Genomic DNA, 13,971 nt, shown 5'->3' on the forward strand with positions numbered 1-13,971 from the left:
TTGCTACTCCTCAGTAGATTTTCTGTAATGGTATTTAATTTCTATCTGGTCCTCGGATTCCTCGGATTCCTCGGATGAAGTCTCTATAAAATTGCCATCCTCATCAAAGTGTTGCAAAAATGGGTCGTCCTCTTCCCTGTAATCCTCCCGTTCCCAATCATATTTCCGTACTTCGGGAACACGGACTTTGGTAATAAAGGCAAATACAAGTCCCGTTGCAAATCCTGAAAGGTGACCTTCCCACGAGATACCATCCTTTACCGGAAAAATATACCATACCATACTGCCATAAATAAAGACAACGATCAACGAAAGCGCCACCAAACGGTAGTTCTTGGCAAAAATCCCCTTGAAAAATATAAAACTTGCGAGCAAATAGATAACACCACTGGCCCCGATATGGTACGATGGCCTTGCGATGGCCCATGTAAGCAATCCCGAAACCAGAGTTCCGAACAGCAGCACCCGTAAGGCAACATCTTGATAAAAATAGAACAGAAAGGCCATCAAAACGGCCAATGGGATAGTATTGTTATATAAATGGGACACCGAACCATGGATAAAGGGACTGAACACAATACCTTTTAATCCTGACACTGTGCGCGGATAAACACCATACTCGTTCAAGTTGACGCTGAACTGCACCTCGACCCAAAACACCGTCCAAATGGAAAGTACCGCTATCAAAGGAGCTATTAGAACAGTATTTGAAAATTTCAGTACATCTAAACTCATAAAACGATAAAATCAAACATCCCGCCACAACCATAAATTTATACAAATTGTCAGGTTGTCCATAAAAATCCTTTGTGAAGCAAGGACCAAAGACCGTCGAATTTATTTTATTTTTACATCATGAACGAACCTTTGGCAGAACGCATACGCCCGAAAACTTTAGAGGATTACATCAGTCAGCAACATTTGGTGGGCAAGGAAGGTGCCTTGACCAATCAAATTAGAAAGGGTGTTATTCCCTCGCTGATTTTTTGGGGACCTCCTGGAACTGGGAAAACTACGTTGGCCAATATAATTGCCATGGAAAGCCAAAGGCCATTTTATACTTTGAGCGCCATCAGCAGTGGGGTAAAAGATGTTCGTGAAGTAATCGAAAAGGCAAAACAAAGCGGGGGACTGTTCACCTCCAAAAATCCCATTCTTTTTATTGATGAGATACATCGCTTTAGCAAATCGCAGCAAGATTCATTGCTCGGTGCCGTTGAAAAAGGCTGGGTGACGCTCATCGGGGCCACTACCGAAAACCCCAGTTTTGAGGTCATACCCGCACTTTTGTCAAGATGTCAAGTGTACACGTTGAACCCTTTTGGCAAAGAAGACCTTATTGCGCTTTTGGAACGTGCCATCAAAACCGATTCCGCACTTTCCAAAAAACGAATTGACCTAAAGGAAACGGAGGCTCTATTACGATTATCAGGAGGAGACGGCAGGAAATTGCTGAACATTTTCGAGTTGATCATCAATTCGGAAGGAAGTGACAAAATTACCGTTACGAACGAACTGGTAATGAACAAAGTCCAAAAGAACACCGTGCTTTATGACAAAACGGGTGAACAGCATTATGATATCATTTCAGCCTTTATTAAAAGTATTCGTGGAAGCGACCCCAATGCAGCGGTATACTGGCTCGCCAGAATGATCGAGGGCGGAGAGGATGTAAAGTTCATTGCCAGAAGAATGATCATACTTGCATCGGAAGACATAGGGAACGCCAACCCTACGGCACTTGTCCTTGCCAACACCACTTTCCAATCGGTCACTACCATAGGATATCCAGAAGCTAGGATCATTTTGAGCCAATGTGCTACGTACTTGGCAAGCTCGCCAAAAAGCAACGCCAGTTATATGGCAATCAACGAGGCCCAACAAAAAGTGCGGCAAACAGGCGACCTATCCGTACCGGTTCCGTTAAGGAACGCACCCACCAAATTGATGAAAGACCTAGGATACGGTAAAGGGTACGAATACGCTCATGACCGTGAAAACAACTTTGTGGATTTCGAGTTTCTACCCGAAGAAATTTCCGGAACTACGTTTTATAGGCCCGGTAATAATCCCCGTGAAAATTCTATGAAGGATTTTTTAAAGAAAAGGTGGAAAGACAAGTATAGTTTCTAGAACTTGATGTCGAGCTCTTTCTGTACTTTATTACCGTTCTCGGAATACTCCAGCCACCATTGTCCATCTTTTTTAAAGACTACTGCGTTGTTACCATTAAAGTTGGTCATAAAAACATTCTCCATTGAGGTTTCCTCAAGCTTCAGCACAACTTTTGGGGTGCTGTCCACTAGTTGGTAACCATTTTCAATGGGTTGGGCGTACAGCAGACCTGTCCACGATGTTGTATCCATCGCTGTGGTATCGGAAGCCTTAACAATAGATGTTGGTTTTGGCTCCACGGCCTTGTACACCTGTTCTTCCTTTGTGGCCTTTTGCTCCAAAACATGCGCTTTGGATTTATCCTCCACGGATTTGACATCATCTTTGAAACTCAATGTAACGGGGGCTTCTCTTATTATTTCTTCTTGCTTGGGCTCATACTTATAATTCATTCCAGCAAAGGAAACAAAGGCATTTTGCAAAGCTTCCCTATAAGATTCGTCATAATCCTTTATTTTGCTGGTTCCCTCAATGGACCTAAAAACCTCCACTCCATTACAATCTTTCAGGGTGATTATCACTTTTGTGGTGAACATGGAAGATTCGTCAATAATATTGGAAACAAGCCCCAGACATCTATTGCCGGCCAAATCTACCGGAAGTGCATCATCATAGACAGCATCAAATCCATTTTCCTTAAAATAATATTTGGTCAACGTACTGGTCTGGTACTGGTTCACAGATTTAAAGTCCTCAAACCTTTTGGGAACAATGATATATTTATAATCGTTCAACTGGGCATTTGCGGCACTGTTAAACCCTAATGTAAAGAGCAATATGTAAAGTATTTTGAATCTCATATGGAAGGATAAATCAATTATCGTTCCAAGATATAATATTAAATCCAAATTGTAAAGAAGCATAGTGGCTATCGGCAATATTGGCGTAACTCAACAGATTATCGGCCAAGATATAAAAATTGACCGGTCCCAATTGAAGATTTGCCCCCAGACCGATGTTGCTGAAAGAATATTTGTCAACGGTATATGTTGTTTTCAGGGCAACGACCCGTCCAAGTCTTCGTTGATAAAACCCTGTGATGGCTGCCTGCACACCCCTTGGTCGCTTCATCATAAATAATTGTCCGCCAACGCTGTTCCTATAGTAATCCGACGAACTTGATGCACCACCACCGTTGACCGCACATCCACAATTGTCGAAAACTCCACCATTTCCGCCCTGACCAAAATCATATCTAATAGAACCATACACTTTAACGGGTCTCCACGAAATGTAGCCCGATTCATTTTCGCCATGCGGCAAAGCTTCGTCTATCTCATCAATAAGCTCGTCCCATTGATCATTGTTCACATTGTCTATGTCTTCGGGAAGAAAAACAGAAATACCGTCCGTAGTTGTGCTTCCGGAAAAGGTGTAGTTCCAAACATCCTTGGTGTTACTGATAAAACCTAAATCGAGAATACTTCCGGTAATTGTCGTCTGGGGATTGAGCATGTAACTGAATCCAAAATCCAATCCAAAACCGAGATTTCCACCCAACAAGACCCGTTGGGAGAACAGGCTGGCCAAATCTTTCTGAGTGCTGTTCGTGTCCTCTTCGATGATATCATAGAATCCCTTGACCCCGGCGGTCTGCAACTGCATATCGGCATTGATGGTACTCTCGTAAACATTGTTCTGCCCCTGGGTGGTAACAAATGAACCTGAATTGTTGATGGACTGAAACTGAAAGATACTCGAATATATTTTCGCCCTGGCACCCAAGGTAAGGTCGGCACCCATTTTTCTGTTGATCCCAAAGTGAAATACGTTTACCATTTCCCCACGAAGGTTCAAATCCCCAAGATCAAAGCTTCTTCCAATATTATCGCCGCCATTTCCTTCAAAAGCCAAAATGGCCAAATCCTTGGGCCAATATGTGATAATATCAGTTTCGCCATACATTCCAAAGGAATAGTAATCGTCCGGCCTATTTTTGCCCCTAAAGCCGACTGTAAAACCTTCAATCTGGCTGGTGGTGCTAAAATCGTCCTTGTTACCCATAACGTCCAAAAGCCTTTCTTGTACCTTGGTCGTAAAATCAATGCCGTCATTGGCGAAGAGGTCGTTTACAGTAACACCGCTTGTTGCGCCCTGCAGAAACAGTCCCGACACTACCGGAATACCTGCATGCCATCGCTGGGAAGTCTTCACCCCCGGGTTTACCATCAACGATTGTGGAATTTCATAAAAGTCATACAGCAGTTCCTTGTTTTGTGAAGCAAGTCCCGAACAAACGCATAGGAAAACCAGAAGAAGTCTTTGTGATAATCTCATTGCAACTGAAATACAAATTGTGCCCCGGAGCGTAAAATTATTTTTGGGTCCTCGGCGGAAGAGACGCTAGTGGCATCCCCTAAATTGTTGGCCGTTATCCAGAGGCTTGAGGTATTGGCTAGAATATCGATGGGTTTGCCCCCGGGACCGTAGGGCACTTCCCGTACCACCATTTCAGATCGGTCTGCCTCAATGGTAAAAACCTCCCTGTCCAACGGTTGCCCTGCATCGTCCAAAAATTCTATGATCAATCGTAATTCTTTGCTCGTGGTGTTGTCGATTTCATAGGTAATGACGCCTTCCAGAAGACGTTCTGCCACATATTGTTCGTTAAAAGCGTCAAAATTGATTTCCTGGGAGTAAAAAGAATTGATTGCCCCGGCTTCATTTATCGTGGCCTCATCGGATTCCATGTAGAAAAGCCCAGAGGCCAATGTTGGAGTGACTTGTAAGTCATCAAACTGACTGAAATCCTGTTCTTCGGTACAGGAAATGGCCAAAAACAAAATTCCTGTAAGCAAGAATATCCAGTAGTGCAATCTTTTCATAGCTGAAAGCAATTTCTAGTGTCAAAAATGGGGTAAACCACATTTTATATAACTCTATAAAATGCTTTTTATTTCAATTAGGTCGTTAATCATGATACATTCCCCATGATCTGAATCCCTGTGAAAATTATAGTGCAGAACTTGCATTCCCATGGCTTTTGCCCCTAAGATGTCCGCTTCGATGTTATCCCCTATCATCAAAGAGTTTCTGGGGTCCACCTGGGCCATTTCCAAGGCCATTTCAAAAATGTACGGATGTGGTTTTTTGACACCTGCCATCTCGGAGTCTATTATTTTTTGAAAATAGTGATGGATTCCACTTCCCCTCAACTTTTTGGTCTGTACTTCCTGAAATCCGTTGGTAATGATGTGCAGTCTGTATTTTGGATAGAGATACTCCAAAGTTTCCAACGTATTGGGCAACAAATGGGTAAAGGAGGACAAATGGGCGATATAGTCATAGGCCAGTTTGTCGATTACTTCATCGGGAACCTCGACCGTCAGCCTGTCAAAAGTCTGTTTTAATCGTTGATAGCGGAGCTCTTCCTTGCTTATTCCGTTTTCTCGGTACAAGGCCCACATTTGAAAATTGATGGGGGCATACACTTCCAAAAAGCCGTCCAGATCTACTTCTATCTTATGCTCCACCAAAATCTTTGCAAAAGTGAGGGCGGAGTTCTTTTCAAAATCCCAGAGGGTATGATCAAGGTCGAAAAAAATATCCGTTATTTTTTCCTCAAACATAATAGCGCTTTAAAATAGATTGATAGAGTTCCATCCAATCCAACTGCTGCTTACCACCCAGCAGTTCGTTGGAAAATACAAGGATAAAATCGCCCCTGACCTGTTTCACCAACCGATAGACCTTGTCCATTTTCTCAAAGACCTCTTCCTTGTTTTTGTATTTTATCAAGGCGTAATCGTGCATGGCAAAGGGGTGTATTTTTATGGGCTGCCTAACCTCGGTATTGATATCGTAAAAATAAAAAGGGGTACAGGTTCCGGCCCTAAAACCTATTTCGTGGGTATAGCCCATGGAAAAATCGTCGGTAAACTCGGTTTCCACCAAGTTACGGTAAGTCGCGGGAACGTTCACCTTGTTATATCGCAGCCTAGCATAATTAATGGGCCTGTTGATCAGGTTTCCCAATTGTTTTTTCTCTTCCCGCAGTACATTCTTGTCCAAGGAGGACACATAGGAGGTACTCAAGGAAACGATACTGTAATCGGCCACCGATTTGATCAGGTAACGAAACCTATTGTGGTTCGTGGATACGTTTTTGTCGTGTGCGGAGTGTTTGGCGAACTGGAAAAAGAACATTGTTTTAATGGGAAACTTTTTATGGATGTCCACCAAGGCAAAAAAATTATCGTAAGGGTCTTTTTTAAATCTGGTGAGTACGGAGAACCGCTCCCAGACATTGCGGAACTTAAAATTTCCAAAGTCCAGTAAAAATCCCCCAATGGTGCGCGCAAATCCCCGCATTGCATAGGCATGTGAGGTTGTTACGTTGATTATAGAGCTGAACCGATATTCTTTTTCTCCCATCTCCAGATCAGGGAACCGGTTCTTCAATGCATCATATAGCTTGTAGGCCCAAAGGTCTACTACGGGCAGTTCCAAAAACCCGTTTTGATAGGCTATGCTTTCCTTTACCGGAAACCTGCCTACACTATCCTTCACATGGGGCAAATATTCCTCATATCGACTCAATAGAAAAAAACTGGCCGAAAAAATATCGAAAGGGATAGCGCTCTTGTCCCCCGAAGAAAAAAAGCAGGGAACTCCTTCCCAATCCGAGACCTTGATATCGATATCGTTGATGCCCTGCTCAAACAAAAGGTCGTTGCTGCGAACAAAAAACTCGTTCTGCAATGGCTGTTTGGAATAGGTCATCTTAGGACCACTGTGTTTGATGAAATCCTCCACTTTTGTGGTAAAAGCCATTTCCACGCCAAGAATTTTTTCAAAAATCTGCTTGGCGGTATACGTTAATCGGTTGGTTACCTTATGGGTAAAAATCAATAACATAGGCTAAAATGGACTATAGTATTCCTTTATCGGCAAAACTAAGATACTGCTGTTGTGACAAAATCAAATGGTCCAGAATTTTGATATCCAATGCTTCCGAGGCCATTTTTAATTTTTGCGTTATTTGCTTGTCGGCCATGCTTGGCTCCAATGTTCCGGATGGGTGATTATGGGCCAAGATAATGCCTACGGCCCCGAGTTCCAATGCCTGTTTCAAAACCAATCTCACATCGACCAAGGTTCCTGTAATGCCACCTTTGCTCAGCTGTGATTTATGCATGACTTTGTTGGAATTGTTCAAATAAACAATCCAGAATTCCTCGTGCGGCAACTCCCCGATAAGCGGATAGAGCAGTTCATAGGCATCGTGGCTACTTTTGATCTTGATGATTTTTGAAGTATCTTCCAAACGTCTTCTCCTGCCCACTTCCAAGGCGGCCGCAATGCTCACTGCCTTGGCCTCCCCTATTCCTTTAAACTTCATCAATTGGTTCACGGACAGTTTCCCAAGCTCGTTCAAGTTATGGTTCACCGAGGCCAAGATACGCTTGGAAAGTTCCACGGCACTTTCATTACGGCTCCCCGAACCAATTAAAATGGCTATGAGCTCGGCATCGGACAGCACAAAACTGCCCTTTTGCACCAATTTTTCCCTTGGCCTGTCGTCATCCGCCCAATTTTTAATGGAAAAGGAAGCTAATTTTTCTTGCATGGCCTAAAGATAGAAGAATAATTTTATGTAATTTTCAATATAAATCCATCAGCATGAAATCGCTTTTCAATCCAGAAGCCCACGAAGAAATCCTATCCAGAATCAACACACTTTCAGATTCCTCGGAAAGGCAATGGGGCAAAATGGAGGTGGGCCAAATGCTACATCATTGTCAGTTTCCCTTAAAAATAGCTTTGGGAAAGCACAATCCCAACAACAAGCCAAGCCCTATGCTAAAGTTGATGGGTAAATTTTTCAAGAAAAGCCTGTATGATGATAAACCATGGCGACAAGGCCTTCCTACCGCCAAAGGATTCAAAGTGGTGGATGCTAAAAATTTTGATGAAGAAAAGAAGGTGTTAATCGGCCTGATCAACGATTTCCATCAAGAAAAAAATAAGCAAGAATGGGAACCTCACCCCGCATTTGGTTCTTTTACCCCTGAGCAGTGGGGACAAATGCAATACAAGCACTTGGACCATCATTTAAGGCAATTCAATGTTTGATATAGGGAAAAATGGTCAGAGAGAATCGTCTTCATCCTGAACTTCGTGTTGTTCTACTTTTTTCCTTGAATCATTTATCATTCGGTCTTCTTGTAAAAAAACGTTGGAAATCCCCAACATAAAAGCAAAAAATGAAACCGATATAAATCGTTTCAAGTAAAACAAGATTTTGCGAACCCACTGTTTCATTCACAAAATCAGTCAATTACCGTTCCACAAACTACGAACTGACAAAACTACATTTGCCTGTTTATTTGGACGCCCAACCTATAACTGCCGGTAAGTGGCCATCGCTTCATAAAACTCCACTTCGTCCACTCCCATTTGCTGACATATCCACTTGGCCCCTGCGATGTTCCTTAAATCATTGGCCTCTGTAATTTCCAATGGCATTTCGCCATCGGGCGTGTCCAATACTATTTGACCATCTTCTTCTTGATATTCCGGGGTTGTATAAGGAAACTTCCTGATCGGATTTTCGGATGATTCCACTCGTTTTTTTACCTCGGAATCCTCAACATTATAGGTAATGCTACCTCCTTTTACGATGCTGTCAACAAAAATCCCGTACTGTTCCGTGTAGGTTTCGAAGTCGTTATAAAAACTGCCTTCTCCAAATGTAATATCACCCAACAAAGCAATATTTGGCTGATAGATATGGAATTGTGGAGTGGCATCGATGGCAGAAGAAGGGCCATCGCCTCCTTCCATAAGGATAAAATCGTTCTTTTCGGTCAATTGGATTCCATTGGGTTTCATTGAAACATAGTCTGTTTCGACCTCGTTATACTCCAACACATGTAAGATCATTGAAATTATCTTGGTTCTATTTTCACTCCCTGCAACCACAACGCGAGTTTTATACTTGGTGAGTTCAAAAAGGAATTCTGGGAAGGAAACCAATCTCAAACCCAGCTCTTTTGCCCTCACAAGTTCCGGATTGTCATTTTTTACGTTGGCCCCCAATACAACAACATCAAGCTGGTCGTTGATTTTATCGGAAAACCAACCGACCTTATTGGACACCAATCCCTGTTCCTGCATAATGGCCGTGAGGGATGCATCAAAGTTTTCATCACTGCCCGTAACAATTTCCCCTTTTTTATGCAAGGCAATGGCCAAATTGAACATATTGACCTCGCCCAAACCTATAAAGTGTACCTGCATTGCTTCAAATTAGAGCTCAAAAATAGCCAATGTGGTTGCGAATACAAATACGGCAACTCTATATTAATCTTTATCTTGTTCCCAAATTTGAAAACAATGAACCTATCAGAAATCCAATCGAAGGAAATCATTCCAGGGTACCATGGCAAATTGGTACATGGCGAGCGCATGAGCTGGGTGTTTTGGGATGTGGAGGAGAATGCCGTAGTGCCCGAACACCAACACGACCATGAACAGATCATGCATGTGGTCGAAGGTACCTTTGAATTTAGCTTGAACGGCAAAACCAAAACATATTCGGCAGGAGATATTGTAGTGATTCCGTCCAATGTTCCACATAGTGGAAAAGCATTGACACCCTGCAAATTAATGGACATTTTTAGTCCCGTAAGAGAAGAATACCGATAATCATGAACATATCTCTGAAAGGAAAAAAAGCGCTCGTAGGGGGCAGCAGCAAAGGAATCGGTGAAGCTATCGCCCGGCAATTGGCCGAAAGCGGTGCCAGTGTGACCCTTATGGCGCGAAGCGAGGGACGCATGAAAGAACTGATTGCCGAAATGGACAGTTCACATGAACAAAAACATCAATATTTGGCCGTGGATTTTACCAACTTCGATGAATATAAATCGAAAATTTCGGAGTACTTCGAGACCAATACCGTGGATATATTGGTCAATAATACACAAGGACCGGAAGGTGGTGGTGCACTTGAGAAAAATGTACCTGACTACCAAAATGCTTTTGACCTGCTGTTCAAGTCCGTTGTCTACACTACGGAACTCGCCCTAAAACATATGCAAAAAAACAAATGGGGCCGTATCATCAACATTGCCTCAATTTCGGTTAAGGAACCCTTGAACTATTTGGCGCTCTCCAATACCATTCGCGCGGCCGTGGTCACCTGGGCCAAAAGTTTGGCCTTCGATGTTGCCAAAGACGGCATTACGGTGAACAGTACTCTTACAGGTTATTTTGACACGGACCGTATTGCCCAATTAAATTCCAAAAAAGCTGAAAAACTTGGGATTTCGCCTGACGAAGTTCGCTCCAATATGGAGGAACAGGTCCCTGTAAAACGCATCGGCGACCCCAAAGAGTATGGATATTTGGTCGCGTTTTTGGCATCGGACAGAGCGGCTTTTATTACCGGCACCAATATCCCTATTGACGGGGGCTTGTTGAAATCGCTTTAAAAAACTGACTTCCAACAAATTAAATTCACCTAAAAAATTATCACATATTCAATTTTTGAATACTTTTAGTGTATAACCAATAAAATTTATACCTATGAATTCAAAAGTTTTTATGGTAGCCCGTATTCTTCTGGGATTGTTCGTCATTGTATTTGGCGCCAACAAACTTTACCCCTTTCTCCCTGCTCCTGAGGAAATGCCAGAAGGTATGATGGCCTATTTTACAGGGTTGACAATGTCCAAAACTCTAATATTAGTGGGATTGGTAGAGGTATTGGCAGGCATTTCCTTCATTTTGAACAAATACGGAGCTTTAATGGCAATCATATTGATGAGCGTATCGGTATGTGCCGTCCTATTGCACCTAACCATGGCGATGGAATCCATTGCCCCTGCTCTAGCACTACTGATTCTCAACATTGTTGTGCTTGTCGGCTATAAAGACCGGTACAAGGACATTTTAAGACCTTAACAAAAAAACCTCCAATTGAATTGGAGGTTTTTTATAAACTCATTTTATCCTTAAAAATGTAGGATTGCCTTCGGGAAACCTCTACTTCTTCGCCATTTTTCATGGTCAATTTTAATTTGCCATTGAACCAAGGAACCACGTCTTCAATATAATTGGTGTTGACAATCTGTTGCCGATTGGCCCTAAAAAAAGAATCCGAAGGCAACTTTTCCTCCACTTGGTTCAGCGACTTATAGAGCATTGGCTTCTTGTCCTCAAAAAATACCCGGGTATAATTGCCCACAATCTCGAACATGGAAATGTTGCCAACTTTCACCAACCAGCAAGATTCCCCGTCCTTTATGAATATTTGACTACTGTCCGTTAATTTTTGAGCGTTTGTTGGACTCTCTTCCTTCGAAGCCATTTTACTCCTCACCTTGTCCATGGCCATGTCAAAACGCTTATTGCTCACGGGCTTCAATAGATAATCCAATGCATTGTACTCAAATGATTTGATGGCATATTCATCGTAAGCTGTAGTAAAGATGGTAATGGGCACCTCGTCCAACATTTCCAATAGGTCAAAACCATCTTTTTCGGGCATATTGATATCCAAAAAAAGCAGATCGGGTGATTCCGACTCGATTAAACTTACGCCATCGTCCACATTCCCAGCCTCTCCAACAACTTCTAGGTCATCGTGCAGTTTGATCAACTCTTTCAGCTCGTTTCGGGCCAACCGGGAATCTTCTACTATAACCGCTCTGATCTTCATGTTAAAGGAATTTTGATTTGTGCCACCACCTCATCCGACACCTCTTCCAATTTAAAGGAAGCACGATCAGCATACAACAATTTCAACCGTTGTTCTATGTTTTTCAATCCCAATTGGGTGGAATCCTTGGTGATTTTCAATTTTCCCGTATTTCTCACTTCGATCAACAGGTCATTGTCTTTCTCCATTATAGACAGCACAATCCTCCCTCCGTTTTTAAGATTGGATATGCCATGCTTTACCGCATTCTCAATCAACAATTGAATGATCATGGGTGGAATTCGAAGATCCAGCGTGTTCGTCTCCACCTGTTTTACGAATTCCAATCGGTCCTCAAATTGAATTTTTGAAAGGTCTATGTAGTTGTCGACCACTTCCAATTCTTCACGAACGGGAATATCGTTGATGTTGTTTTTGGTAAGCGAATATCGTATGATTTCGGAGAGTTTGGTCAGCATTTCCCGCGATTTATCCACATCTTCCAGCATCAATCCGCGAATATTGTTTAAACTATTGAACATAAAATGGGGATTTATTTGCCCCTTTAAAGTGTTTAATTGGGCCTGCTTTAAGGTGGTATTCAGCTCAAGCCTTTCTATTCGATCCTGATTTAATTTCAAAAGTAATTTGATGACCAAATACGTAATCGTCCAGGCCCCGACCAAAAAGAGCGAATTCAATACTTGGACCATGACTTTGTCATAACCCTCGAACATCTGCATTTCTGCCTCGGTAATTTCTGGGCCAAATTTTATATAGATGTACCCAAAAAAGACATTTAAAAGTCCGAAAATCGTGGAAGCCAGTAATATGGATACAATAATTTTCAGGACCTCTTTTCCACCAAAGGAATCAAAATGAACATTTCTCTTAAGGTACCAACGTAAGATGGAGGTAGAAAATACGCCTATAAAAATTCCGACAACCACAGAGAATATGGTCATCTCAAGACTTATTTTTTGGGGTATTAAAGCGGCTATGGCATTGATAAAGCCCCAACCAAGAAATTGAAGAACCCAAAATGCAATATTTCTTTTTTTAGTACTTAACTCCATTATTTTGAGCACGGAGCTCAAATTTACGTTAAACTCTTACGATTTTCCCAAATTTGGCCCATGACTATGCCTCTTGGGCCTGTTTGCGCTTAAAGGGATTGTTGCAGGATTTGCGCTTGGGCAAAAAGGCAATCCACATCATTGTTGATCCAGAATAGAAAAATGGAAAATACTCCATATATTCCCAATCATTGAATCTCCCGAATATTCCTATGGCGACACCAAGGATGCCCATGGCAAAAACTACCTTTTGTGTTGTGCTCAGTTTTCTCATGTGAATGATTTTGTATTCGCTAAAACAATTTTATAGAATGATGCTAACTAGAAGTGAAATAATCAATTTTGCCAGTGCTATCATAACGAATCGATTTTGGTTTTTGTTTGCGAGGTAAAAGTAGCATACCAAACCTGCCCGATGAAGTAGTTTATGACCAGTGGTAATTTTTATGGACCGAACGGTAAACCGCTACCGATGCTCCTAAAATTCTTTTAAAACCGAAATTTGAACCTATTTGACCTTGGGCGGAAATTTGGAGAATACTTTTTTTACCACTGCCCGGAGCTTATCCTCGCGCACGCTGGGTGAAGCATTTTCCCTATAGCCACTTTCCGCAATGGCCTGCCAAATGAGCGCGTCCCTTTGGGCATCCACAAGGTCTATCTGAATGTTTCTGCGAAGGGCAGGACTTCCCAAGGGCAAGCCTACCGATATACCACCACCGACATTCCTACCCCCACCTCCAATACCAACACCTACATTGTTGCTTGGGGCACTTCTATATTCATCGCTGAGGATATTGATAAAGAGTTCAGGTTCTTCCGCCAAGCGGTAGCCCCTGCTTTTTAATGTTGAATCCAAGGCCCTTAGCAACCTTTTCTCGTCCAATTGGCTCAGTCCGGTTTGCATGTCCGCATAATAATTGTAGGTGGAATAGCTGGAAAAGTCTACCGTCTTATCGTAGTCATAATTTACTTTAACGCTACTACAGGACATCAGGGCAGAAACAAGGATTATGGAAAGAAAATAACGCATGACAGGAAGTTTGGGTTCCCCTAAAATTAATGAATATATGG

Annotated in this window: 17 protein-coding genes; 5 read left to right on the plus strand and 12 right to left on the minus strand. The window is 42.3% G+C overall.

Annotated elements, in window-relative coordinates; genetic code table 11:
* Positions 1-3: 3 nt before the first annotated feature.
* Positions 4-735, minus strand: a complete 732-nt coding sequence (locus tag SD449_RS15955; protein ID WP_318311988.1) for a rhomboid family intramembrane serine protease — start codon at positions 733-735, stop codon at positions 4-6.
* Positions 736-855: 120 nt separating this feature from the next.
* Here SD449_RS15955 and SD449_RS15960 point away from each other — a divergent pair, with 120 nt between their 5' ends.
* A complete protein-coding gene (locus tag SD449_RS15960; protein WP_318311990.1) occupies positions 856-2,133 on the plus strand; it encodes a replication-associated recombination protein A in 1,278 nt (425 codons plus the stop codon).
* Here SD449_RS15960 and SD449_RS15965 read toward each other — a convergent pair.
* From SD449_RS15965 to radC, 6 genes are read right to left on the minus strand one after another with little or no spacing between them, the layout of a single operon-like run.
* Complete coding sequence (locus SD449_RS15965; protein ID WP_318311992.1) at positions 2,130-2,975, minus strand: hypothetical protein; 846 nt, start codon at positions 2,973-2,975, stop codon at positions 2,130-2,132. The two genes, SD449_RS15960 and SD449_RS15965, sit on opposite strands and share 4 nt — an antisense overlap.
* A 13-nt stretch (positions 2,976-2,988) precedes the next feature.
* The gene (locus tag SD449_RS15970) at positions 2,989-4,452 is read right to left on the minus strand and encodes a DUF5723 family protein (RefSeq protein ID WP_318311994.1); all 1,464 of its coding nucleotides are present in this window, start codon (positions 4,450-4,452) and stop codon (positions 2,989-2,991) included.
* Complete coding sequence (locus SD449_RS15975; protein WP_318311995.1) at positions 4,449-5,000, minus strand: hypothetical protein; 552 nt, start codon at positions 4,998-5,000, stop codon at positions 4,449-4,451. The genes SD449_RS15970 and SD449_RS15975 overlap by 4 nt, the downstream gene beginning before the upstream one ends.
* A 54-nt stretch (positions 5,001-5,054) precedes the next feature.
* Positions 5,055-5,744: a YjjG family noncanonical pyrimidine nucleotidase gene (locus SD449_RS15980; protein ID WP_318311997.1), complete on the minus strand. Its 690-nt coding sequence runs from the start codon at positions 5,742-5,744 to the stop codon at positions 5,055-5,057.
* On the minus strand, positions 5,737-7,032 hold the full coding sequence (locus SD449_RS15985; protein ID WP_318311999.1) for a polysaccharide deacetylase family protein: 1,296 nt from the start codon (positions 7,030-7,032) through the stop codon (positions 5,737-5,739). The genes SD449_RS15980 and SD449_RS15985 overlap by 8 nt, the downstream gene beginning before the upstream one ends.
* A gap of 13 nt (positions 7,033-7,045) precedes the next feature.
* Entirely contained in the window at positions 7,046-7,744 is a 699-nt protein-coding gene (gene radC, locus SD449_RS15990; protein ID WP_318312001.1) for a RadC family protein, read from the minus strand.
* Between the two features lie 53 nt (positions 7,745-7,797).
* Here radC and SD449_RS15995 point away from each other — a divergent pair, with 53 nt between their 5' ends.
* On the plus strand, positions 7,798-8,250 hold the full coding sequence (locus SD449_RS15995; RefSeq protein ID WP_318312003.1) for a DUF1569 domain-containing protein: 453 nt from the start codon (positions 7,798-7,800) through the stop codon (positions 8,248-8,250).
* Between the two features lie 267 nt (positions 8,251-8,517).
* Here SD449_RS15995 and SD449_RS16000 read toward each other — a convergent pair whose 3' ends face one another.
* Positions 8,518-9,417, minus strand: coding sequence for a Mur ligase domain-containing protein (locus tag SD449_RS16000; protein ID WP_318312005.1), 900 nt, complete (start codon positions 9,415-9,417; stop codon positions 8,518-8,520).
* 96 nt (positions 9,418-9,513) lie between these two features.
* Between SD449_RS16000 and SD449_RS16005 the strand changes: the two genes are divergently transcribed.
* From SD449_RS16005 to SD449_RS16015, 3 genes are all read left to right on the plus strand, one after another.
* A complete protein-coding gene (locus tag SD449_RS16005; protein WP_318312007.1) occupies positions 9,514-9,825 on the plus strand; it encodes a cupin domain-containing protein in 312 nt (103 codons plus the stop codon).
* 2 nt (positions 9,826-9,827) lie between these two features.
* Positions 9,828-10,613, plus strand: a complete 786-nt coding sequence (locus tag SD449_RS16010; RefSeq protein WP_318312009.1) for an SDR family oxidoreductase — start codon at positions 9,828-9,830, stop codon at positions 10,611-10,613.
* Between the two features lie 94 nt (positions 10,614-10,707).
* Positions 10,708-11,085 (plus strand): DoxX family membrane protein, encoded by a 378-nt coding sequence (locus SD449_RS16015; RefSeq protein WP_318312011.1) that lies wholly within the window; start codon positions 10,708-10,710, stop codon positions 11,083-11,085.
* A 31-nt stretch (positions 11,086-11,116) separates the two neighbouring features.
* Here SD449_RS16015 and SD449_RS16020 read toward each other — a convergent pair whose 3' ends face one another.
* The 4 genes from SD449_RS16020 to SD449_RS16035 all read right to left on the minus strand — a co-directional run bounded on the left by SD449_RS16020 (position 11,117) and on the right by SD449_RS16035 (position 13,930).
* Positions 11,117-11,842: a LytR/AlgR family response regulator transcription factor gene (locus SD449_RS16020; RefSeq protein WP_318312013.1), complete on the minus strand. Its 726-nt coding sequence runs from the start codon at positions 11,840-11,842 to the stop codon at positions 11,117-11,119.
* A complete protein-coding gene (locus SD449_RS16025; protein ID WP_318312015.1) occupies positions 11,839-12,897 on the minus strand; it encodes a sensor histidine kinase in 1,059 nt (352 codons plus the stop codon). Before SD449_RS16025 ends, SD449_RS16020 begins: the two co-directional genes overlap by 4 nt.
* Positions 12,898-12,961: 64 nt before the next feature.
* Positions 12,962-13,171 (minus strand): hypothetical protein, encoded by a 210-nt coding sequence (locus tag SD449_RS16030; protein WP_318312017.1) that lies wholly within the window; start codon positions 13,169-13,171, stop codon positions 12,962-12,964.
* A gap of 234 nt (positions 13,172-13,405) precedes the next feature.
* Positions 13,406-13,930 carry a DUF4136 domain-containing protein gene (locus SD449_RS16035; RefSeq protein WP_318312019.1) on the minus strand — a complete coding sequence of 175 codons (525 nt, stop codon included), beginning with the start codon at positions 13,928-13,930 and terminating at the stop codon, positions 13,406-13,408.
* Positions 13,931-13,971: the final 41 nt, after the last annotated feature.

Origin of the sequence: Flagellimonas crocea (assembly GCF_033441595.1) — a bacterium.
GTDB lineage: Bacteria > Bacteroidota > Bacteroidia > Flavobacteriales > Flavobacteriaceae > Flagellimonas > Flagellimonas crocea.